Here is a 23,071-nt window from a genome sequence, read left to right on the forward strand (position 1 = left end):
TTTCTTTCTCCTGCTGACCATTCACCGAACGATCGAATTAGGCGGCGCGGCGCCGGCTTCTATAGGTATCCAGCACGACCGCCACGACAATGACGGCACCGGTAATGATGCGCTTGGTCGGCTCGGTCGCCCCGATCTGAGCAAGACCCGCGGCCAGCACCGAGATGATCAGCACGCCAAAGAAGGTGCTGGTCACGGAACCGCGTCCGCCCATCAGACTCGTTCCGCCGATGACGACGGCTGCGATCACCTGCAATTCGATGCCCGACCCGGCATTCGGGTCCGCAGCTTCGAGCCGCGAAATCTGGAACAGCGAAGCAAGTCCGGAAAGCAGGCCCATCATCGCGAATACAGCAATCTTATAGGGCCGCGGATTGACGCCTGCGAGACGTACCGCTTCCTCATTGGTGCCAATGCCAACCAGATAACGGCCGAAGACCGTGCGGGTCAACACGAACTGCGCGGCGATCATCACCAGAATAGCGATCAGGAACGCGGGGGAAATGCCGAATGCAATCGGGTTAGACAGAAAATCAAACGCGTCGCCAATGTAGGCCGTGCGCGAGTTCGTCAGTTGATACGCAACGCCGCGCGCCCCTTCGAGCACACCGAGCGATACGATGAACGACGGGATGCGCCACGCCACAGTAATTGCGCCGGTCACGCAGCCGGTCAAGGTTGCGCCCGCCATGCCGAGCAAGGCGGAGGGCAACGCCGGCCAATGCCATTGCAAGGCTGCGACGCTGGTGAGCGCCGCGCCGAGTGCCAGCACGGAGCCCACCGACAGGTCGATCCCGGCGATGATGAGGACAAACGTCATGCCGATCGACATCACGACGAGATCGGGGATCTGGTTCGCGATCGTGCTGAAGGTGTCGTAGGTCAGGAAGTGCGAGCTCAGCAACGAGAACAGCACAATCATGCCGAGGAGTGCGCCGAGCAGTCCCAGGTAGTTCGAGAATCCAAGGCGCGTGCCGATCGGCTTCGCGTCTTTGGGCGGTTCGTTCTGCACAGTAGGCAGGCTGGTTGGGGCGGTCATGCTTCAATACTCCACTAATTTTTCGTCGGGCTTTGCGTCGTGCCTTGCGTCAGGCACGCGCGCGCCGGGTTCGATCGGTTCGTGCAGCAGTTCGTCGCGTTGGGCATAGCCCGCGAACGCCGCTGCGAGCAATGCGTCCTGCGTCCACGCGCCACGCTCGAACAGGCCCGTCATGCGTCCTGCCGACATCACACCGATCCGGTCGCAAATCGACATCAACTCGCGCAGATCGCTCGACACCACCACCAACGCGCGGCCTTCCCGCGCGAGCGCGCCCATCAAGGCATAGATATCGAACTTGGCGCCGACGTCGATGCCGCGGGTGGGCTCGTCGAACAGCAGCACCGTGCAATCGCGCGCAAGCCAGCGGCCGATCACCACCTTCTGCTGATTGCCGCCCGAAAGCTCCGACACCGTTTGCGACGAGCCCGCGCAGCGAATCCGCATAGCGTCGATCTGTTTGCCCGCCAGCGCCGCCTCGCGAGCACCGTCCACCACACCGTGCTTCGACACCGCGCTCAGATGACCGAGCGAGATATTCGCCGCGATAGGCTGTGTGAGCAGGAGGCCCTCGCCTTTGCGATCCTCCGTGATCAGCGCGACACCGTTCTGCACGGCATCCGAGGGCGACGCGATCTTCACAGGCTCGAGCGCGCCGCCATCATGCGCGATGGATACGACGCCGGCATCGGCACGATCCGCCCCGTAGATGAGCCGCATCAGCTCCGTGCGGCCCGCGCCAATCAAACCGCTGATGCCGAAAATCTCGCCAGCCTTGACCTCAAAAGAGACATCGCGCACGGCCGGCTCACGCGTCATCCCCGTGACCTTCAGCGCCACGTCGCCAATGCGCCGCTCGCCAAGATCGATCCGCTCGCCGATATCGCGTCCCACCATCAATGTCACGAGACGGTCAGCAGAAAGGTTGGCCATTTCGTCGACATGCATTAGCCGGCCGTCGCGCAGCACGGCGGCGCGCTGCGCAATACGCTTGAGTTCTTCCAGACGATGCGAGATGTACACCAGCGCGACGCCACGCGTCTTGAGCCGCTCGACCTGCTCGAACAGCAGGTCCACCTCGCGGGCGGTGAGCATTGCGGTGGGTTCGTCGAGGATCAGCACGCGGCAATCGCCAATCAGATTGCGCGCGATTTCGACCATCTGCTGATGGCCAATGCCGAGGGTACCCACCAGCGTGTCGGGATCGATGGCATCGAGCCCGACCTGCGCCATGGCATGCCGTGCGTCCTCGCGCAGTTTGGCGCGGTCAATCCAGCCGAACATGCCGCGCTGCGGCAAACGGTTCAGGAACAGGTTCTCCGCCACCGAAAGGGTCGGCAGAAGGTTCAGCTCCTGCATGACCATGCGCACGCCGAGCGCTTCGGCCTCCTTGCGACTGGCCGGCGCGTAGGCTGCGCCGCCGAGCGTCATCGAACCGTTCGTCGGTGTGACGAGGCCGCCGACGATCTTCGACAGAGTGCTCTTGCCTGCGCCATTCTCGCCGGTCAGCGCCAGCACTTCGCCGGCGCGCAGCTCCAGCGAGATGTCGGCAAGCACCGGTTCAGCATAGGTCTTGCCGATACCCTGAACCTGCAACACGGACGGGGAATCAACAAGGGATAGGTTGGGAGTGGACATCAGATTGAAAAAGCCGGACAAGGATCGGAGAGCGTGGCTCCTCGACGGAGCAAGCCACGCGTTGTGCCGGTCTTACTTGGTGACCAGATCGACAGGCGTTTCGACGACGCCCGACAATTCCGACTGTTTCTTGTGTTCGGCGAGTGCCTTCAACGCCACGTCGATACCGAACACGGCCTGCTTGGCGGCGTATTGATCGGCCGTGGCGAGGACGCGGCCGTCGGCGAGCATCGGCTTGATCGCGCTGATGTCGTCATAGCCCACCACCTGGATCTTGCCGGCCTTGCCAGCCGCGCGTACCGCCGAGACCGCACCAATAGCCATGTTGTCATTGCCGCACAGCAGCGCCTTGACATCAGGGTTTGCATTGAGAATCTGGCCCGCGACCGCGTTGCCCTTGTCGATTTCCCACTCGCCCGATTGCAGCGAGACGACCTTCATGCCGCCTGCCGCCATGGATTGCTTGAAGCCGGCCGTGCGTTGCTGCGCGTTGGTGGTGGTCGACACGCCTTCGATAATGGCGACGTCATCGCCCGACTTCAGGTGCTTGGCGAGGTAGTCGCCTACCTTCTGCGCGCCCTTGGCGTTATCCGGCCCGACGAACGGAATGTTCAGGTTTTTCGACTTGAGCACGTCCGGGTCCAGCTGATTGTCGATATTGACCACGATGATGCCCGAATCCACCGCCTTCTTGAGCACCGGCACCAGCGCCTTGGAATCGGCCGGGGCAATCACAAGGGCGTCGACCTTCGACACGATCATCTGCTCGACGATACGAATCTGGTTAGCCGTGTCCGTCTCGTCCTTGATGCCATTCGTGACCAGGTCGAATTTGTCGGGATTCTGCTTCTGATAGTCCTTGGCGCCGGTCTCCATGGTGAGGAAAAACTCGTTCGCCAATGACTTCATCACGAGCGCGACCTTCGGCTTGTGTGCAGTCTGGGCGAATGCGGCGGGCATGGGCAGGAGCGAGGCCGCGAAGAAGGCAGCGCTGGCAACGATAGCGCGACGCCGCGCCGGTTGGAAATGGCGATTCATTGTTGTGTCTCCGTATCGCTCGTTCGGTCTACGTACTGATAGCCGTTGAGTCGTGTGTTGAGTCGGGATGCCACGCTTGCCTCCGGGTGTGGATGAAACCGTCAAGCGGCTTCGCCAGATGCTGGGACAAGAATGACTGGCTTCAATCCTATCCTCGCGATCCCGGTTATGCTATGTCAAATTTCAAAATCGAGCGTTTCAAAAATGGAACACGTGGATTGGGATGACCTGAGGATTCTGGTGGCGATCGCGCGCGGCGGCACCATGCGCTCCGCCGCGGCGGCTTGCGACCTGAGCCCGCCGACCCTGTCGCGCCGCCTGACGGAGCTGGAGCGGCGGTTGGGCGAGCCGCTGATCGACCGGGTGCCGTCAGGTTGCACCGTGACGGCGTTCGGCGCCAAGGTGCTGGCCTACGCCGAGCAGATGGAGGACCTCGCCAATCGGATCGAGCGCACCGCGGACGTGAACGGCGGCGGCGGGCCGCACGGCACGGTGCGGATCAACGCCGTCGAATGGCCGTCGTACATTCTGCTGAAACTGCTTGGCTCGTTCCAGGAGCGGCTGCCAGGCCTCGCCATCGAGGTGCTGACGTCGCGTCGGCCTTATAGCCTCGCAAGACGCGAAGCGGATATCGCGCTGTGGTCGGAATGCCCCGACGAGGGCGATCTGTACGTCAGGCGCATCGGCAGGATCCGCTTTGGGTTGTTTGGCTCGCGCGACTACTATCTGCGCCACAAGGCAGCGATCACCCGGAAGGAGTGGGACAAACTGTCGTTCGTCGGTTATGACGACCGGCAGCCGGATCACCCGGCCACGCAATGGCTGAAGACGCTACCGGGCGCGCCCGCGCCCTCGCTGCGCAGCAGCTATGGCATGGGCGTATTCGATGGAGTGCTGGGCGGCTCCGGCCTCGGCGTACTCGCGCAACTCGCGGGTGACACAACGAGCGATCTCGTCTGTGTTGAGCGGCACATCAAGGCGCTCGATCAGGACGTGTGGATGGTGCTGCATCCCGCCCTGCGCGATAGCGAGCGCATACGGACGGTGGCGAATCTGATTGCCGAGATTTTCCGCTAGGTTGCGCTATTGCTGACGTTGAACCGTCCGGCCGTCGGCAAGATCAATCGTCTCGCCAATCTTGAGCGCCTGAATCTGCTGGACCTGTTGCGCTAAAAACTTGTGTTCGGGATCAAGAAACACGTGCATCGGATAGACGAACGTTCCCTGCTTCCAATACCGGCGGTCAAACGTCACGGCAAACTTTTTCTCTACCGGCTTTGCTGGACTGAGCGGGCTGAGTGACTCCAGCTTGGCGCGAAACCTGACGACCTCACCGCGAACCAGATCACGCTGCGATGTCACCAGCATCGCGACCTCGCTTTCGGGGTCGCTCACTGCCGGGCAATTTTCAGCAGCGGCGATAGCGGCCTCGGCTGCCTCAACCAGTCCCTGGAGCCACTGCTTCATATCGGACAGTCCGTTATTTTCCATCATGTTTCACACACTTCCTTTCTGGCACTGAGCGAATTTGCCAGCCACGCCTGGACGTGTCAATGATCGGTTTCTCGACCTCAACTGTCCCCAGTTGGCCCGGCCGGGAAGTCGGGCGCGGAAACGTGAGCGGTTAAGCGGCGCAAAGCGTTGAGCAGAAACCCAACAATGCATCAAACGCAGGACATCCGAAAGAATTTCTTTTGCCTCTAGCAAGATATCCTCGATAGTCGATAAGGCACAGAGGGGACATACTCCGTTCTCATCTCGTTCCCGGTCGGACCAACCAGCAAACTTCCGCGCTGCCCGATAGAAATCATTTTATGCAGCGTACCGGATAGCGCAGCTTGGTCAGACCGCGGCGAGCACACCAATCAACGATTAACGGTAGACATTGAAGGACCCGGCAAGATGAACTTACGAGCCATAAGCCTGCTGACGGCAACCGCCTTTTCATGCGCGTTTACACCCGCCAGCCAAGCGGCGGAAGATCAGCAAGACGCGATCAGAAATGCAGTGAACCGTGCCATCCAGCCCTTGATGGCCAAGGACGACATTGCGGGCATGGCGGTCGGCGTCATCGTCGGAGACAAGCACTACGTACTCAACTATGGCGTGGCGTCGAAGGAAACCAGCAAGCCCGTCACACGCGATACCTTGTTCGAACTCGGCTCCGTCAGCAAGACGTTGACGGCGACGCTGGCGTCCTATGCGCAGGTTAGCGGCTATCTGTCTTTGTCCGACCCGACGAGCAAGTTCCTCCCGTCGCTGCAGCAGAGTCCGTTCGGCAAAGTAAGCCTGCTCAATCTGGGTACGCACACCCCCGGCGGACTGCCCTTACAGGTGCCGGACAATATCCACAACAACGATCAGTTGCTGCAGTATTTCCAGGCGTGGCAGCCCACCTATGCGCCGGGCACGTATCGGACTTATGCCAATCCTGGCATCGGAGCGCTCGGTCTGATCACGGCAAAGAGCATGGGGCAGAATTTCAACGCGCTGATGGAACATCAACTGTTTCCTGTGCTCGGGATGAAGAGCAGTTACATCGATATTCCCGCTGCAAAATTGCCTGACTACGCCCAGGGCTACACGAAAGCCGGCGCTCCGATCAGGATGGCGCCCGGCGTGCTGTCGTCAGAAGCCTATGGCATCAAGGCGACCGCTGATGACATGGTCCGCTTCCTGGAAGCCAACATGAATCTGATCCAGGTGGCTCCCAAGCTTCAGCGCGCGGTCACGGATACGCACACGGGTTACTTCAAGGCGGGGCCCATGACTCAGGATCTGATATGGGAACAATATCCCTATCCGGTCACATTGCAGACGCTTCTGGACGGGAACTCATCGGCGATGGCCTTCAACGCAACGCCCGTCACGCCAATCAAGCCGCCGCAGACTCCCAGAGAAGATGTCTGGATCAACAAGACCGGATCGACCAACGGCTTCGGCGCTTACATCGCGTTCGTTCCGCAGAAGCGGTTGGGCATCGTCATCCTCGCCAACAAGAACTTCCCCATTGATGAACGGGTCACCGTTGCATACCGGATCCTCACGTCACTGGATAACGGCAAGCAATGACGATTGAAGGGACTTCCGGATGAGAAACTTTCGCTCGCTTGCGCGATCCGTTGATCCATTAGGCCACCCGCGACGTCAGATATTTTCGATTGTCACCGGTTCAATTTTGTCTGCCGGTTCGAAGCCAAAAATCTTGCCGTAAAAGTACAACTCAGCTTCGAGCGAATGGGTGATGGTCTCAGCGCGTTTGAAGCCGTGTCCTTCGCCCTCATACAGCACGTGAGCAACCGGCAGCCCCTTCGCGCGTACCACCTGATAGATCGATTCGGCCTGATTTGGCGGCACGACCTTGTCCTCTGCGCCCTGAAACAGGATCATGGCGCTCGACATCTGCTCCACGAAATGGATGGGCGAACGTGCCTGATAAACGGCCTGCGCTTCGGGATACGGACCCACCAGTCGAAGCAGGTAGCGCGATTCGAACTTGTGCGTATCCTTCATCAACGCTTCGAGATCGCCGACTCCGTAATAGCTGGCGCCCGCTTTGAAGAAATCGTGGAAGGCCAAGCCGCACAGCACCAGGTAACCGCCTGCGCTGCCGCCACGCACCGCCAGCGCGTCCTTGTTCACGCGCCCTTGCTCGATCAGGTAACGCGCTGCGTTGATCGCGTCTTTGACGTCGGTGATGCCCCATTGGCCATCGAGCCGTTGCCGGTACGCCCGGCCGTGCCCGCTGCTGCCGCCGTAGTCCACGTCGACGACGGCAAAGCCGCGACTGGTCCAGTACTGGATCGGCCAGCGGAATCCGGAATGGGTCGACGAAGTCGGGCCGCCGTGGGCAATCACGATCAGCGGCGGCAACGTGCCCTGGGGACCCTGGAAGTCGGGATTGGCGGGGGGATAGAAGAATGCATGTGCGTGCAGGCCGCCTTCGGTCGGGAAGCGGATCGGCTCGGCAATCGATACGTAGCGCGCGTCCACCACGGCGCGGTCCGATTGGCGCAACACGCGGCAAGTGCGAGCGCGGAGATCGAGTTCGACGATCGCCTCGCCCGCCGTCGGCGAACTACCGACGAATACCGCCCGTTCACCATTGACCTGCAGATCGCGCATCGTGCTGTACGGTGTCGGAATGTCGGCGAACGCGCCGCTTGACCGATTGCACGCGGCCAGATGCGTGGCGCCATCCTGCTCGTACAGACACACGATGCGGCCATCCGCCGTGAAGCCATAGGTTGTCATCCCGAAGACCCATTGAGGCTTGCCGAATTCGGCCTCCATCGGGTGAAGGGCCTCGAGCGCGGAATCGGCGTCTGCAGCAGCCGATGAGCCGCCTCGCACGCGATACAGATTCCACCAGCCGCTGCGGTCCGATACGACATACAGATCGCCAGCCGGCGACCATGCGGGCTGAAACAGCGACTCGGCAGGGCCGCCAGCAACCCGGCGCGGCGTGCCGATCGTGCCGTCAGCCGCAATCTCCGCCACCCACAATTCCGTACCATCCCATGGCATGTTCGGATGGTCCCAGGTCAGCCACGCGAGACGCGTTCCATCAGGGCTCATACAAGGCGACGCGAAGAAGTCGTGACCGCTCGCGATCACTTCAGTCGCGCCGGTCGCCAGATCGATGCTCGCCAGTGTATTCACCGGTTCATGACCGCCTTCACGATGGTCTTCGCAAACACCGATCAAACGCCCCTGGGCCGCATCGGCGATCAGGTCCGCATAGCGAAGGCCCTCGGTTTGCGTCACCGCTTTCGGCTGGCCGGAAGGGTCGACCGTATAGACCTGCTGATCCTTGAAGTTGACGAAGAACACGCCAATCGCCGTCACCGCCAGTGCGCCCCCGCCGTACTCGTGCGCACGCGATGCCGCGTCGAACGGTGCGGAGGTCAGTTCCTCGACTTCGCCGTCGGTGCGAAACCGGACTACCGCATGCCGGCCCTTTTCCTGCGGACGTCCCTCGGTCCAATAAATACCTTCGCTGCCGATGCGAGGCTGTCCGAGCCGAAGCGATTCACCCACCACCAGTTGGGCGGTAATCGGCGATTTCCAGCTGCCAAATGCAGCGTAAGTGGACGAGCCTGCTATCGATGAGGAACCTGAATGGGTGGAATTCATGGAGGAGCGAGAAATGGGAGGTGGGCAATTAGCGTATCACGGAGCGCGGATTCGCCCACCGGGCCCCGGCAACCGCATTCGTTCTTTGTAAGAAGCAATCTCTTTCCCCGACCGCCCGCTTGCATTCACACGGAAAAACGTCTAAATTACTAACTACGATACATTGAGTCGGAGTTAAGACGATGTCGCACATCAGCACCGCCGTCGAGTATGGCTTGCATTGCCTGCTCTATCTCAGCGAGCCTGCCGCGGGCGTCCACGAGGCGAGCTCGAAGGATCTCGCCGAGCTCCAGGGCGTGCCGGTCGAGTATCTGGCCAAGCTGTTCACGAAGCTTTCGAAAGCAGGCATCGTGGTCGCGACCGAGGGCGTACGTGGCGGTTTCAAGCTAGCGCGGCCGGCCGCACAAATTAGCGTGCTGGACGTCGTCCGTGCGATTGATGGCAACAAGGCGCTGTTCGATTGCCGCGAGATTCGTGGCAATTGCGCCGTGTTTGGCGACAAACCGCCGGTGTGGGCAACCCGCGGCGTTTGTTCGATTCACGCAGTCATGCTGGATGCGGAAAGGCGCATGACTGAAGCACTCGCGATGCACTCGCTCGCTGATCTCGCCACGCGCACCATCGAAAAGGCTCCGTCAGAGTACGGGCCGCAAGTCGTGAAGTGGCTGGCACACCGTTCGTCGAAACGCCGCGGTGAAAGCGGCAATCCTGGTTAAAACACCCTATCAAGGAGAACAATTGTGAAAGTGATGCATGTTGACGCGAGCGCCAAACGCGAGCGATCCAACTCCCGTGCGTTGAGCCGCTACTTTCTGGAACGCCTGCGCGGCGAAGGCGTCGATCTGGAGATCGATTATCTGGACGTGACAGTCGATACGCCACCGCACGTGAGCGAAGCGTTTGCGATCGCCACCTACACGCCGGCGAACGAGCGTACCCCGGCGATGAAGGCGACGTTGGCGTCATCGGATGCGCTGTGCAAACGTTTGCTCGAAGCCGACGCACTGATCTTCGCCATGCCCATGTATAACTGGTCGATGCCCTCTGCGTTCAAGGCATTCATCGATAACATCACGCGAACGGAGCTAACGTACGTAAACACGGACGATGGCCGTATCGAAGGGCAACTTGGAAGCCAAAAAGTGCTCTTCATCACAAGTCGCGGCGCGGACCTCCGTCCCGGCACGCCCTTCTCATCAATGGACGCACTGACGCCGTCGCTCAAAGCCGCTTTTGGATTTCTCGGCGTGGCAGATCCGACATTCGTCGATGCACAGCCGCTGCAGTTCTCGAATCAGGAAGCGCGTGCAGAAGCGCTCGAACGCGCACGCGACGAACTTTCGTTGGTCGCGGCGCGCTGGGCTCAGGCAGAGTTGTCCTCGCAAACCCACGAAGCGATTGAGGCGCTTTGATATCAACTGAAAATCAGTGTCATATTCACGCATCAATCGATTCGTACTACATATCAACGATATGAAATTTACTTTGGGAAAAATCATGACCATCCGTTCACTCATCACCGCGGCAGCGGTCGCTGTCCTGTCAATCTCCGCGGTTTCGCAAACGGCCTTGGCCGCAGATGCCGAGGCGGCTCGAGAATCCATCACGCCGGCATTCGCGGAAGCAATCGCGAACGTTCCGGGCAAGACGATGACTGCATTGGTCGTCGACTACGCCCCCGGCGGCAAGTCGTCGCCACATCGGCATGGACAGGCGTTCGTGGTGGGCTATGTGCTGTCGGGCGCGATCCGCAGCCAGGTCAACGGCGGCGAGGTACACGTCTATCATGCGGGCGAACACTGGATCGAACGGCCCGGCGCACATCACACCATGAGCGAAAACGCGAGTGATACCGAACCTGCGAAGCTGCTCGCCATCTTCGTGGCAGACACCAACGACAAAAACCTTGTGACGTTCGACAAGAAGTGACAATTTGAAGTCAACACAGCCGTCAAGGTGTGTAGCGTCATGGGACGCCTACCACCGCTCGCCGGGACGCTTTGCTGTCCCGCTATTTGACCCCGCGAGCAAGACGCAGCGGGGGTTCTCCGGCAGAGCGTGACCGCGCTATCAAGACATGCGATGCTATCGTGAGAGATCACGGACAACATCATGGATGACAGCCCGCAACGCTCCCCTCATCAATCCGGAAGATCCTTCCGGAGCATGCTGCGGCCAGTAGCGGTTGTCGACCGCTGGCTAGCGCGCGTCGATCCCGGTACGCACCGTCGAATCAAGGGCTTGCGACTTGTGACGGCGTACGGCATCGCGGCCGCACTCGGGACGTTGCAGGACATTGCCCACAGTGTGCCCAGCAGCATCTCGCTGGGTTTCCTGGCTGGCAGCTTCGCCCTGTGGGCGAGCGTGTCCGAGGGCAGGACAAAACGAGCCGAGTCAAGCCGTGATCTCACGCTGCTGTGCTTTGCCGCTGCGTTAGGCGCAGTTCTGTTCGTGGTTTTATCCGGACCGCTGCAACACGCAGGCCGGGCGGGACCAGAACTGGTTCTCGTGACTGGCGCGTTCCTGGTCGGATATCTCAAACGATTCGGCATCCTTGGCGCCGGAACGGGATCGCAGATCTATATTGGTGAGTTGCTCGCATACGGCGCCCATCTAACGACGGCCGACCTGAGGGCGATCGGGATTGCCGCGCTGATCGCCACGCTGGCGTCGGTCGTGCCACGCATGCTAAGCGGCCCCGCGGAACGACCCGTCATCGCTGCCGCGCTCTCTGCCGGACCTGAGCCGACTCCCGGAAAATGCTCGCCGGAGTTCTTCATGGGATTGCAGGCGGCCATCGGCTCGCTGGTCATCGTCTTGCTGAACGGCATCATCGGCCTCGAAGAGTCTGCTTGGGCCATCACCGCGTGCACCTACGTTGTCGCAGGTTCGGCGACCGGTACGATGCAGCGGGTGCGTCGCCGGATTATCGGTACGCTGATCGGCGTTCCAATCGGGCTTGCCTGCCTGCCGCTTGCAGAGCACACGCCGCTGTTGATATGGGCAGCAGCCGCACTTGCGATGATCATCTATGCCATGGCCCTGCCAGAACGCTACGACATCGCCTGCGGAGCCTTCGCTTTTACGTTGATCGTGACGCTTGCGGCAAGTGGCATGCACTCAATCCCCGTGCTCGCCGCTCGCGCCTGGGAGACGCTTTTGGGCGGAACACTCGGCCTGGCCGCCGCCATGCTTATTTTTCCGCTCCGATCTTCGGACCGCAGCAAATAGGGCGGCGTGCGGAACTTTGCGCTGGCTTGCCTGACCGGCCGCGCGATCTCTTGCCTGCAACGATTCCGAGGCTCCGCAGCGTGCTGGGATTGCACTCATAACGACGAATCGGTTCCGATAAATTTTTACAATGGAAAGATTGATTGACCAAACAGCTCATTATCCACTAATATCTTTCCACCGGAAACATTATTGGGCGACGACACTTCCCGCTTGCCCAACCCCTTTATTGCGGCAGCGCTAACTCACGCTACTGCATGAATGACTGGACACCCTGGAGCTCAAAATGAATCTTCTTCTGGCGTTTGCCCCTTTTATCGCGTTCGTGGTGATCGAGCGCATGGTCGGCGTACCGGCGGGACTCGCCGCTGGCGCGATCGTCGCTGCTGTTTTGTTGGTGCGCGATCTGGTGACACCGGGCCGCCGCGTCAAGGTGCTGGAAATCGGCACGGCCCTGCTGTTCGGCGCCCTTACCGTCTATGCGCTCGCGAACGATGTGCAATGGTCGATCGCCGCGGTGCGGCTGCGTGTCGATGCCGGTTTGATGCTGATCGTGCTGGCGTCGCTCGCTTTGCGGCAGCCGTTCACGCTGCAATACGCTCGCGAGGTCGTCGGTCGCGAGCACTGGCACAGCCCGGACTTCGTGCATACCAACTACGTGATCAGCGCAGCCTGGGCCGTCGCATTCGGTGTGCTCGTGCTGGCCGATGTCGTGATGGCTTACGTGCCGGCGCTGCCACATTCGACGGGAATCATCGCAACGGTAGTGGCACTGATAGCAACGGTGAAGTTTACGTCGTGGTATCCCGAGCAGCGGGTGGCAAAGCGAGCATGAACTGACGAACTAACGGGCTGAGCACTGCAGCATATCAATTCATCGAAAAATTTGATTCTCAGACCGGAAATATATCGTTATTCATTCACGATCGTCATGTCTAACATGCTCTCCAGACGCTTGATGAAGCGCACATTCCTTCAACTTCTGGAAGTCCCTGTCGCCATGACTACCCCACTCCTCCCGTTCCATATCGCATTCCCGGTCCACAGCATTGAGGCAGCGCGCGCGTTCTACGGCGACCTGCTGGGCTGTCCCGAAGGCCGTAGCGCGCCCGACTGGGTCGACTTCAACCTCTACGGCCACCAGATCGTCGCGCATCTCGCGCCGGGTGAAACAGGTGTGAGCTCGACCAATGCCGTCGACGGACACGGCGTCCCCGTGCGCCACTTCGGCGCGCTCCTGACGATGCCGCAATGGACCGCGCTCGCAGAAAAGCTGAAGGCCGCCGGCATGCAATTTGTGATCGAGCCGTACATCCGCTTCAAGGGCGAACCGGGCGAACAGGCCACCATGTTCTTTCTGGACCCGAGCGGCAATGCGCTCGAATTCAAGTCGTTCGCGAGCCTCGATATGCTGTTCGCGAAGTAAGGCCACGCGAGCATCGTCGTGCAACTACGGAATGTGTCGCGAGCGATTACCGGCTCCCGGCGCGGCGCGGTGCGGTGAAGCTATCAGCCGCTGAGACAACCCATCAGCCATCAAGGTCGCTCAGGAACTTCCGGGCTGGAGCGAAGAACGTCACGCCGGAGACGGCCTTGGAGAAGTCCAGGATCCGGTCGTGAAGTGGCTCAGGGTTACCGATGAACATGCGTTCCAGCATTTTCTCGATCACCCAGAGGTGGCGCGAATAGCCGATGAAGTAGGTGCCGTACTCGCCGCGGCCGGGGACAGCGAACGGCATGTTGTCGCGCAGGATGTCGTGCTCACCCTCGGCGTCCTCGATGGTGCAGAGTGTCTTGTGCGATTTTTGACCCTCGGTCGCGTCCGGCAGCTCGACGTTGTCGAACTTGGTGCGGCCGATGATCGCCTCCTGGGCCTCCACCTTCTGGGCGCGCCACGCTGCGAGGTCGTGCAGGTACTTCTGGATCACCACGTAACTGCCGCCGACGTAGGCTGGATCCTCCTCACCGACGATCGTCGCGACGGGCAGGTCGAGGCCATCGGGATTCGCGGTGCCGTCGACAAATTCGAGCAGGTCACGCCCGTTGAAGTAGCGGAATCCCGCCACGTCGTCGATTGCAGTGACGGAGTCGCCAAAGGCTTCGAGGAGAAGCTTCTCGAACTCGATGATCACGCCAGTCGACTCCGCGCGGATGTGATACAGCAGATCGCCCGCTGTGGCCACCGCAGTGTGCTTGGCGCCCCGCACCTCCCGGAATGGCGCGAGCTCCTTGGGCGCAGGTTTCTCTGTGAGTGGCCCCCAGGCACGATGCGAGATCCCGACGTTGCAGGTGAATACGCCGCCATCGGCTCGGATCCTGACGTCCTTGACGAGGTCGTCGGTACTGGCGACCACCGAACGGGCGGTGGAGATCGACGCTTCGTCGTCCTTGACGATGAGGACCAGGAATGCGGCAGCCGCCGACATTGGAGCGTCAATGGATTGCGGCTCCGTGTCGAGCGCGCGTTGGGCGGCGGATATCGGCGAAGATGTCGGGCCCACGGGTCCCTCCTGTCGCGATGTGAGGATTGTCGAAGAACAACCCTGCCAAATTCAAGCATTCATCCAAGGCATGGGTCAAGTGCAATGTGCCCGGGTACGCCCCTTGCGGGACAGCGCGAAACCGCGCCCGACCAGAATGACTATCCGGAGAATATTCAGAACGCCGAAAAGAAAGCAAACGGGCAGTAAATGGGTCGTTGCAACGCCCTCCTTGCGCGCCGCGGGCGCAGATGCGCCCGCCCACTGCCCGCCCCTCAGTGAAAGTCAGCAGTTTCCAGTTCTACCGAACGGGCTCCGCTGCGTTCGAGCACACGTGTAGCCGCATCCTCAATCGCGACCCGGTGCGCCTCAAAAGTACGTAGCAGATCCGCAGGAAATCGGCCTTGATTGCCAAAATGGTCATCCAATGCATCAGCGGAGACGCTGCACCAGATGTCCTTGCCATCAACAAGCGCCTCGAAAACAACGCGTGCTGCGGCCACCACTTCACGCCGCCCGGAAAACACCACAGTCATGAATCCCTCCTTTCTCTCGTAAGTGAAAAAGGTGCTGCATCAAGCGTCGTCATTCATTGCGTGTTTCCGGATTGAAGGGTCGACGCGTGTGCAGAGACCTGTGTATTGAGCAGCAAGATGCATTCCGCGGACGCGTGCTGCCCTCATTGCGAGGGCGTGGCTGTCTCTGACTGACTGTCGCTGACCGACGCCTATAGGCCGATCAGCGCAGAGACCGATAGGCCGTACGTGGCCTATCGGTCTCTTTGGCCCTGTTCGCATCACTGCGATAGAGCAGTCCCGACTCACTTGCGCTTGAGTTGCGAGAGATCCCGCACGGCGCCACGGTCGGCCGAGGTCGCGAGCGCGGCGTAGGCCTGCAATGCTTGCGACACCACGCGCTCACGATTGACCGGCAGCCACGCCTTGTCGCCGCGTGCCTCCATGGCTTCGCGACGACGCGCCAGTTCCTCGTTCGACACCGCCAGATGCATCTTGCGGTTGGGAATGTCGATCTCGATCACATCGCCCTCTTCCACGAGACCGATCGTGCCGCCTTCTGCCGCTTCCGGCGACGCGTGTCCGATCACCAGTCCCGACGAACCGCCGGAGAAACGGCCATCGGTAAACAGCGCGCAACTCTTGCCCAAGCCCTTGGATTTCAGATACGACGTGGGGTAAAGCATTTCCTGCATGCCGGGGCCACCCTTGGGGCCTTCGTAGCGAATCACGACCACGTCGCCCGCCACCACCTTGTCGCCAAGAATGGCTTCCACGGCATCGTCCTGACTCTCGAAGACGCGCGCGCGGCCGGAGAACACCCATTGTGATTCGTCGACACCCGCGGTCTTGACGATGCAGCCCTTCTCCGCAAGATTGCCGTAGAGCACGGCGAGGCCGCCGTCTTTCGAATACGCGTTCTGCTTGCTGCGGATACAGCCGGTCTTGCGATCGGTATCCAGCGAGGCGAAGGTGGCTTCCTGGCTGAATGCGACGGTGGTCGGAATGCCGCCCGGAGCCGCACGGAAGAGTTTCTGCGCGTCTTCGCCCGCGCCACCCGCGACGTCCCACTTGGCGATGGCATCACCCAGCGTGCCGCTATGCACGTTGCCACACGACAGGTCGAGCAGATCCGCGCGGGCCAGTTCGCCGAGAATGCCGGGAATGCCGCCGGCACGATGCACGTCTTCGATATGGAATTTATCGGTTGCGGGCGCTACTTTGCACAGGCACGGCACCTTACGCGAGATGCGATCGATGTCGGACATCGTGAAATCAACACCGCCTTCCTGCGCGGCTGCCAACAGGTGCAGCACGGTATTGGTCGAACCGCCCATGCCGACGTCGAGCGCCATGGCATTCTCGAACGCCTGCTTGCTGGCGATACTGCGCGGCAGAACCGATGCGTCTTCTTCCTGATAGTAGCGGCGGCACAGGTCCACCACCAGACGGCCAGCCTGCTCGAACAGGCCCTTGCGCCATGCATGCGTGGCGACGATCGTGCCGTTGCCGGGCAACGCCAGGCCGATTGCCTCGGTCAGGCAGTTCATCGAGTTCGCGGTGAACATGCCCGAACAGGAACCGCACGTCGGGCAGGCGCTGCGCTCGATTTCCGCTACTTCCGCGTCGCTCACCCTGGAGTCGCCCGCCTTGATCATCGCGTCGATCAGGTCGATCTTGGCGATCACCTGGCCGTCGGTCGGCGACTTGACCTTGCCCGCTTCCATCGGACCGCCCGAGACGAAGACCACGGGAATGTTCAGGCGCATGGCGGCCATGAGCATGCCCGGGGTGATCTTGTCGCAATTGGAGATGCAGACCATGGCGTCGGCGCAGTGCGCGTTGACCATGTATTCCACCGAGTCGGCGATCAGTTCGCGCGAGGGCAGCGAATACAGCATGCCGCCGTGGCCCATGGCGATGCCGTCGTCCACCGCGATCGTGTTGAATTCCTTGGCCACACCGCCGGCCGCTTCGATTTCCTTCGCGACCAACGCGCCCAGATCGCGCAAATGCACGTGGCCCGGCACGAACTGGGTGAACGAGTTCACCACCGCGATAATCGGCTTGCCAAAATCGCCGTCCTTCATTCCGGTGGCGCGCCACAACGCGCGGGCGCCGGCCATATTGCGGCCATGAGTCGAAGTTCGTGAGCGATAGTCAGGCATCTGGATCCTCTGGTATTGGGGTCGTCGAAATTAGAATTGTGCCCAGGTCAACCGAGGCACCCTTGCGGACGGCGACGGCACGCCGGGAGCCCGCAGGCGGGGACTTTGCGATGGTATGCACGGTGGACTGGGAATGTACGAATGGTGCGAGATCGCCGGTGAGACGTCCAATATATTTTTTCGGCGTAATTAGGTCGCAAAAAGTATTAATGGGAGGTGAGCGGGCGATCAAGAGGACAGAACTGCTGCCCGTGAGCTACGCAGAATCAGACAACGCCTGCGCGACACGCTCACGTAGTGTCGGCAACACATCGGCTTCGAACCACGGATTGCGCTTGAACCACGCAATGTTGCGTGGCGATGGATGAGGTAATGGAATCACTTGCGGGCTGAAGTCTCGCCACCGCTGGACGGTGTCGGTCAACGTGGCACCGATTGCTGCGCCGAGTCCAAACCGCTGCGCATATTGTCCGATCAGCAACGTGAGCCGGACCGAGCGCATCTGTGCTAGCAGATCATGGTGCCAGTGTGCGGCGCATTCGGGCCGTGGTGGCAAGTCACCGCTTGCGCCACGACCTGGGAAACAGAATCCCATCGGCACAAGAGCAAATTTCTGATCGTCGTAAAAGGTCGCATCGTCGACGTCGAGCCATGTACGTAGGCGAGCACCGCTCGCATCGCTCCATGGAACGCCTGATGCATGAACTCGCGCGCCGGGCGCCTGGCCGATGATCAGAATCCGCGAGCTTTCGGACGCTGCGAGTACCGGGCGTGGGCCGTGCGGCAGAAAAGGCGCGCAGATCGTGCAAGCGCGGATGTCCCGCAACAGGTCATTCAGAGGAATCTGCTTCACAACTGTCATGTGGGTGATTCCGTGACGGGATGGTGCGACGTCATCGCGCAGGCTCCCTCTCGCCGATACGGGATACAAGTAACGAACCGACAAATCTCCAGCAAAGGCCATTCGCGACCCCAACCGCGGTCTCCACCAAGCGTAGCAGCGGTTGCTCCATAGCATGGCGCGGGTCGATTGCCGCGACGACCAACACAACGATAGTCGTTACGCTTGCAGTAACGATGCCGTCGCGGCGACCCAGCAGCGTCATCACCAAGGTGCCCATTGCCAGGAGGGCCACCATGCCCACGGCGTTAAACGGCAGGACCGAAAGATAAGCCAGGCAGAGCACAAAACTTACGCCCGTCGCAATCAGACGCGAAACTCCCGCCGCGAAACTCTCGGAACCGGATTTCCTGAATACGAAGGCCGTGGCGACGGTGGCCCACATGCCCCCGAGAAGATCATCGGCGTGATCTAGATAACGAACGAAGCCATGGGTGATTATCCAATAGGTGACAAGACATGCGATTGCCTGCGTCGCGGTCAAGATGAAATCTTCAGGCGAGACGCCTATACGTGGGTTCGTTTCTTTCATGGAGTCAATCCACCGCCTAAGTCTCTTCGTTTAAGCGGAATCTGTTGCCCGAACCGCAGATCATTTTATTAAGCTTTGCCAATCAAATTATTTACTGATTGTCGTGATCTGTCTGGCTAACCGCCGCCGTTGATAAGCGCGCGGCGAAGCATGCTCTTAAGGAATCCGACCTCCTCCGGGGTGAAGCCGGATAGCAGCTGTTCGCGAACGCCTGCAAAGATGGCCGGCATCTGCTCGGCTATGGCACTGCCTTCTGGCGTCACTGCAAGCCGGACGATACGTCTGTCCTTGCTACAGCGCAAACGGGTAAGCAGACCACGCTTTTCCAGACGATCGACCAGCCGAGTAGCAGCACTAGCGTCAATGCCATACTCACGTGCAAGTTCCGCGGCCGTCGTGCACTTCCCGCTTGCCACCATGAACAGGACACTACCTTGTGCACTCGTAATACCCAGTTCAGGCATCGTGCGCTGGGTGCCCATATTCCACAGCTTTGCACTCACGCGAGAAATCAGATATCCAACGCTGTCCCCGAACTGGTAGTCACTGAATTCGGAAACGGGTTTGGACGACGGGACAGTCATGATCTGGATGCCATAGAAAACGCGTGCGGTCATTCTAGTGGATACCAAAAAAGGGTGCATGTAACTTACTTTTTCAGATCCGAACCTTGACGTGTCTGCGCCGTCGCAACACCACATTCCGTTTGTCAGAGCAGGTAATCCTCACGCAGCGGGGCCATCAGCTTCGGATTGTCGGCGTAATCGACCGGGATGGCGACGACGGCCGGCCCCTCAACCTCCATCGCTTTACGCAACGTCGAGCGCAGTTCGTCTGCAGAGTTGACCGCAAATCCTGCTGCACCGAACGCCTCCGCATAGGCCTTGAAATCAATCGGTCCAAACTCGACACCCGAGCGGCGCTTGTACTTCTGCACTTCCTGAATTTCCACCATGTTGTACATGTTGTCGACCCAGATGACGTGAACGATATTCGACTTGAGTCGCACCGCGGTTTCCAGTTCCATGCTGGACTGCATGAAACTGCCATCGCCAGAGACCGAGATGATCTTCTCACCTGGGCGCACGAGCGATGCCGCAATCGCCCAGGGAAGCGCCACGCCCATGGTCTGCTGCCCGTTCGTGATCAGCAACTGCCGCGCGCGGAAGCTGTGAAGATAACGCGCAATCCAGATATGGAAGCTGCCCATGTCCACGCACATCGTCGTGTTAGCGTCCACGATGTCCTGTAGCTCCTTGACGATGCGCAACGGGTGGACCGGGGCGCCGCCGCGACCCGCGTATTTTTTCGTCAGCGCGGTACGTGCCAGGGCGACCGTCGAGAGAATTGCGTTCGCCTCAGGCGATGTGTTCAAGGTGCCGAGCTCGGCAGCAAGCAGTTCCAACGTCTTCGCGATGTCGCCGACCAGTTCGACTGCGGGGCGATAGTGCCGGTCGGTATCGGCGGGCAGTACATCGATATGGACTACCGACCGCCGAACATTTTTGTTCCACAGCGACGGGTAATACTCCACGGGGTTATATCCCACCGTCACGACGAGGTCCGACTGAGCGAGCAGTTGATCACCGGGCTGATTGTCCCAAAGTCCAACGCGGCCTGCGAAGCGCGCGAACTGTGCGGAACCGAGCGCGCCGGCCGCCTGAAACGTGCCCGTCACCGCCGTACCCGTTTGCGCAACGAACTTGCGAACCGCGTCGGCATTCTCCGGCTGGCTCGCCAGCATTCCGAGCAGCAGCACCGGACTCTTTGCGAGCTTGAGCAACTCCGCCGTCGCACGAATCTCGTCCAAGGGTGCGGGCCCCATTGCCGGCACACCCACGTCGCCGAATACAGCACCCTTTGCAGGCGCGTTGACGATGTCCATTGGCAGGCTGACAAACGCGGCGCCCGGCCGGGGACGTTCGGCGACGCGAAATGCGTCGCTCATCACCTCGGAGATCGACGATGACGTGACCACTTCCGCGCTGTACTTCGTAATCGGCTTGAAGAGGCTTACCGTGTCCATCGTTTGGTGGACCTGCTTCAGGCGCTCATCAAGCTTCACCGCGCCGCCAATCGCCACCACCGCATCCCCTTCGGAGTTGGCGGTGGCAAGACCGGTGACGAGATTCGAGGCGCCAGGGCCCGACGTAACGAGCGCGACCCCTGCCTTACCTGTCAAGCGGCCCACCGCCCCAGCCATGAACGCGGCGTTCGCCTCATGTCGGACGACAACTGTCTCGATCGTCGAATCAACCAGCGAGTCGAAGACGCGATCGATCTTTGCACCGGGGATACCAAAGACATGTTTTACGCCTTGAGCCTCAAGGTTTTTGACCACCAGATCGGCGCCACACTCCCACAGGGTCTCGACGTCATTAGTACTCTTTAACATGATTCACTCCAAAAATTCGAAAAAAGCTGAAATCACAATGCCGGAACGCTTTGAGGTCTGCCGCTTTATCAACCCTCCGCGGCCTCGATCGCCGCACTCATCTCGTCCGAATGCAATGTTGCTTGCTGGAAGCTCTCGGTATGCGGAAGGTCGATCCGGAGCTTCGAGATCTTCGCCAGCTCGAGCTTGCCTTCGAGCAGGCTATAGTCGAGCACATGGCCGCCGCCCTTTCGATCATCCGTTATGTAATGGACGTGAAAACCGGCCACATTGATGCCCTGCACGTACGGCGGACAACGAAAACCAATCAACGTCCCTGACGTGTTCTCAAACGCGAAGGTCGGCTGCTTTTCGATTGCCTGCAGCATCGGGCGATACGGCTTCTGCTGGCGTGGAACAGTGCGCGTCTCGACGCGCTCAAAGCGACCGTCGATGCGAAACGCGCAAAAGAGATTGGGCGAACCCACCATGTTGTCGATGAGCTCTTGTACGGCGACCTTCTCGAGCCTGGTCGACAACTGCCCGGTAATGCTCGGGCGGAAGAACGTCATCACGGCAAACGGTGTCTTCTGGTCCATGCCGGCGACACGAGCGCTACCGTCCTCACGCAGTTGGTGAACTTCGCTGTCGAAGGCGACCAGTTCACCGTCAAGGTCGTTGAATGTACCGAGACCAAAGTCGCCGTGCTCAAGCAACTCCGTGACTGTCATGCTTCCGTCGTACACGCCATCGATGAGTGCGCTCATCAACGACGTCTGAAAAATCTCGCTTTCCTGTCTATTGGCCAGCTGTGAAAATGTTTTTGCAATCTCTTGTACGCAAGAGCACACGCCTGTCGTTTCCATGATCTTTTTTCCCGCAACGATGAAGTACAACGACAGTATGTTTCCCGACAGCGCTTACGTCTAATATAGAGAGCAGTGCTCTTCTAGACGAGATTGATATGGAACTTCGCCACCTCAAATACTTTGTGGTCGTCGCCGAGGAAGGGCACTTCACACGAGCCGCGGAGCGTCTCGGCATGGCTCAGCCACCCCTCAGTCAGCAGGTACAAAAGCTCGAACGTGAAATCGGCGCGCAGCTTTTTCACCGTCTGACGCGCGGAGTGGAGCTCACCGATGCCGGGCGCGTACTCTATGAAGACGCGCGGCGCATCGTGAGTGAGGTCGAGCTTGCGAAAAGCCGGGCGCAGAGTGCTGCCCGCGGACAAACCGGCAGCATTCGCGTCGGCTTTGCGAGCTCAGTGGTGTTTCATCCCATCATTGCAGACATCGTGCGCACGTATCGCGAGTCTCACCCGGCGGTGACACTATCACCTTCGGAGAGCAATGTGGAAGCGTTGATCGACGATCTGACGGCGGGGCGAATCGACCTCGCCATCATTCGGCAGACGTCGCAAGAGTCGGAGCGCGTGAAGACAGAGGCACTCCTTGATGAAGATATGCTGATTGTGCTACCGCCTCAGCATGCATTGGCAGCGTCGCCGAGTATCGATCTGCGTTCGATCGCGCACGAGACGCTGATCATGTTTCCGCGTGCGATCGCACCGGTTCTTTACGACGAGGTGATGTCGGCCTATCAGCGCGCCGGCCTAACTCCGCAACTCGGGCAGGAATCCACGCAGGTTGCGTCGGCCGTCAGCATGGTTGCCGCAGGGTTCGGCATCTCTATCGTCCCCAACTCTATCCGCCAGATTCACGCGGGCGTGAGCTATCACGCAATAGAGGGCGCTCAGCCGAAGGCTCAAATCGTTCTTGCCTATCGGTTCGGCGAGTTCTCACGGGTAGTGCGCGATTTCGTCGATGTGGCCAAACGTTCGGTCCGCGATCGCAAGGTGGACGATTTAGGGTGAGACGCGAACGCGTTGTGCGTTGCACTCATACTGTGTCAGTGTTTGACAGTAACGACCTTGCCGCGGAACAGGTGGTACTGGTACAGGTTGTAGCCGACCATGATCGGGAAGACGATGCCGATTCCGAACAGCATGAAGGTGAGCGT

The 23,071-nt window shown here is 60.2% G+C and carries 22 protein-coding genes and 1 pseudogene; 9 read left to right on the forward strand and 14 right to left on the reverse strand.

Annotated elements, in window-relative coordinates; genetic code table 11:
• Positions 1-37: 37 nt before the first annotated feature.
• The 3 genes from P3T40_RS42190 to P3T40_RS42200 all read right to left on the reverse strand — a co-directional run bounded on the left by P3T40_RS42190 (position 38) and on the right by P3T40_RS42200 (position 3,715).
• Complete coding sequence (locus P3T40_RS42190; RefSeq protein ID WP_429273600.1) at positions 38-1,039, reverse strand: ABC transporter permease; 1,002 nt, start codon at positions 1,037-1,039, stop codon at positions 38-40.
• A 3-nt stretch (positions 1,040-1,042) separates the two neighbouring features.
• On the reverse strand, positions 1,043-2,677 hold the full coding sequence (locus tag P3T40_RS42195; protein ID WP_429273601.1) for a sugar ABC transporter ATP-binding protein: 1,635 nt from the start codon (positions 2,675-2,677) through the stop codon (positions 1,043-1,045).
• 72 nt (positions 2,678-2,749) lie between these two features.
• A complete protein-coding gene (locus P3T40_RS42200) occupies positions 2,750-3,715 on the reverse strand; it encodes a sugar ABC transporter substrate-binding protein (RefSeq protein WP_429273602.1) in 966 nt (321 codons plus the stop codon).
• A gap of 204 nt (positions 3,716-3,919) precedes the next feature.
• Between P3T40_RS42200 and P3T40_RS42205 the strand changes: the two genes are divergently transcribed.
• On the forward strand, positions 3,920-4,792 hold the full coding sequence (locus P3T40_RS42205) for a LysR family transcriptional regulator (RefSeq protein WP_429273603.1): 873 nt from the start codon (positions 3,920-3,922) through the stop codon (positions 4,790-4,792).
• A gap of 6 nt (positions 4,793-4,798) precedes the next feature.
• On the opposite strand, the gene P3T40_RS42210 is transcribed toward P3T40_RS42205, so the two are convergent.
• Positions 4,799-5,209: a hypothetical protein gene (locus P3T40_RS42210; protein WP_429273604.1), complete on the reverse strand. Its 411-nt coding sequence runs from the start codon at positions 5,207-5,209 to the stop codon at positions 4,799-4,801.
• Positions 5,210-5,617: 408 nt separating this feature from the next.
• Here P3T40_RS42210 and ampC point away from each other — a divergent pair, with 408 nt between their 5' ends.
• Positions 5,618-6,787 (forward strand): class C beta-lactamase, encoded by a 1,170-nt coding sequence (ampC, locus tag P3T40_RS42215; RefSeq protein WP_429273605.1) that lies wholly within the window; start codon positions 5,618-5,620, stop codon positions 6,785-6,787.
• Between the two features lie 75 nt (positions 6,788-6,862).
• On the opposite strand, the gene P3T40_RS42220 is transcribed toward ampC, so the two are convergent.
• The gene (locus tag P3T40_RS42220) at positions 6,863-8,851 is read right to left on the reverse strand and encodes a S9 family peptidase (protein WP_429273606.1); all 1,989 of its coding nucleotides are present in this window, start codon (positions 8,849-8,851) and stop codon (positions 6,863-6,865) included.
• A gap of 182 nt (positions 8,852-9,033) precedes the next feature.
• Here P3T40_RS42220 and P3T40_RS42225 point away from each other — a divergent pair, with 182 nt between their 5' ends.
• From P3T40_RS42225 to P3T40_RS42250, 6 genes are all read left to right on the forward strand, one after another.
• Positions 9,034-9,567, forward strand: a complete 534-nt coding sequence (locus P3T40_RS42225) for an RrF2 family transcriptional regulator (RefSeq protein WP_429273607.1) — start codon at positions 9,034-9,036, stop codon at positions 9,565-9,567.
• Between the two features lie 24 nt (positions 9,568-9,591).
• Entirely contained in the window at positions 9,592-10,263 is a 672-nt protein-coding gene (locus tag P3T40_RS42230) for an FMN-dependent NADH-azoreductase (protein ID WP_429273608.1), read from the forward strand.
• 85 nt (positions 10,264-10,348) lie between these two features.
• Positions 10,349-10,780, forward strand: a complete 432-nt coding sequence (locus P3T40_RS42235; protein WP_429273609.1) for a cupin domain-containing protein — start codon at positions 10,349-10,351, stop codon at positions 10,778-10,780.
• Positions 10,781-11,017: 237 nt separating this feature from the next.
• A complete protein-coding gene (locus P3T40_RS42240; RefSeq protein WP_429273610.1) occupies positions 11,018-12,082 on the forward strand; it encodes an FUSC family protein in 1,065 nt (354 codons plus the stop codon).
• 286 nt (positions 12,083-12,368) lie between these two features.
• Positions 12,369-12,917 (forward strand): hypothetical protein, encoded by a 549-nt coding sequence (locus P3T40_RS42245; protein ID WP_429273611.1) that lies wholly within the window; start codon positions 12,369-12,371, stop codon positions 12,915-12,917.
• Between the two features lie 165 nt (positions 12,918-13,082).
• Complete coding sequence (locus P3T40_RS42250) at positions 13,083-13,508, forward strand: VOC family protein (protein ID WP_429273612.1); 426 nt, start codon at positions 13,083-13,085, stop codon at positions 13,506-13,508.
• A 103-nt stretch (positions 13,509-13,611) separates the two neighbouring features.
• Here the strand turns inward: P3T40_RS42250 and P3T40_RS42255 are convergent, their stop codons facing one another.
• The 8 genes from P3T40_RS42255 to budA form a co-directional block, all read right to left on the reverse strand.
• Complete coding sequence (locus P3T40_RS42255; RefSeq protein WP_429273613.1) at positions 13,612-14,583, reverse strand: Dyp-type peroxidase; 972 nt, start codon at positions 14,581-14,583, stop codon at positions 13,612-13,614.
• Positions 14,584-14,837: 254 nt separating this feature from the next.
• On the reverse strand, positions 14,838-15,098 hold the full coding sequence (locus tag P3T40_RS42260; protein ID WP_429273614.1) for a DUF1488 domain-containing protein: 261 nt from the start codon (positions 15,096-15,098) through the stop codon (positions 14,838-14,840).
• Positions 15,099-15,382: 284 nt separating this feature from the next.
• Positions 15,383-17,245 carry a dihydroxy-acid dehydratase gene (gene ilvD, locus P3T40_RS42265; RefSeq protein ID WP_429273615.1) on the reverse strand — a complete coding sequence of 621 codons (1,863 nt, stop codon included), beginning with the start codon at positions 17,243-17,245 and terminating at the stop codon, positions 15,383-15,385.
• A 256-nt stretch (positions 17,246-17,501) separates the two neighbouring features.
• On the reverse strand, positions 17,502-18,107 hold the full coding sequence (locus P3T40_RS42270) for a uracil-DNA glycosylase family protein (RefSeq protein WP_429273616.1): 606 nt from the start codon (positions 18,105-18,107) through the stop codon (positions 17,502-17,504).
• A 31-nt stretch (positions 18,108-18,138) separates the two neighbouring features.
• The gene (locus P3T40_RS42275; protein WP_429273617.1) at positions 18,139-18,678 is read right to left on the reverse strand and encodes an FUSC family protein; all 540 of its coding nucleotides are present in this window, start codon (positions 18,676-18,678) and stop codon (positions 18,139-18,141) included.
• 116 nt (positions 18,679-18,794) lie between these two features.
• Complete coding sequence (locus P3T40_RS42280) at positions 18,795-19,262, reverse strand: MarR family winged helix-turn-helix transcriptional regulator (protein WP_429273621.1); 468 nt, start codon at positions 19,260-19,262, stop codon at positions 18,795-18,797.
• Between the two features lie 125 nt (positions 19,263-19,387).
• Positions 19,388-21,073 carry an acetolactate synthase AlsS gene (alsS, locus tag P3T40_RS42285; protein ID WP_429273618.1) on the reverse strand — a complete coding sequence of 562 codons (1,686 nt, stop codon included), beginning with the start codon at positions 21,071-21,073 and terminating at the stop codon, positions 19,388-19,390.
• A 68-nt stretch (positions 21,074-21,141) separates the two neighbouring features.
• Complete coding sequence (gene budA, locus P3T40_RS42290; protein ID WP_429273619.1) at positions 21,142-21,918, reverse strand: acetolactate decarboxylase; 777 nt, start codon at positions 21,916-21,918, stop codon at positions 21,142-21,144.
• 98 nt (positions 21,919-22,016) lie between these two features.
• Here budA and P3T40_RS42295 point away from each other — a divergent pair, with 98 nt between their 5' ends.
• Positions 22,017-22,925, forward strand: a complete 909-nt coding sequence (locus tag P3T40_RS42295; RefSeq protein ID WP_429273620.1) for a LysR family transcriptional regulator — start codon at positions 22,017-22,019, stop codon at positions 22,923-22,925.
• Between the two features lie 35 nt (positions 22,926-22,960).
• Here the strand turns inward: P3T40_RS42295 and P3T40_RS42300 are convergent.
• Positions 22,961-23,071: pseudogene (locus tag P3T40_RS42300) on the reverse strand (cytochrome d ubiquinol oxidase subunit II); the annotation flags it as partial.

Origin of the sequence: Paraburkholderia sp. EB58, assembly GCF_050436665.1 — a bacterium.
Lineage (GTDB): Bacteria > Pseudomonadota > Gammaproteobacteria > Burkholderiales > Burkholderiaceae > Paraburkholderia.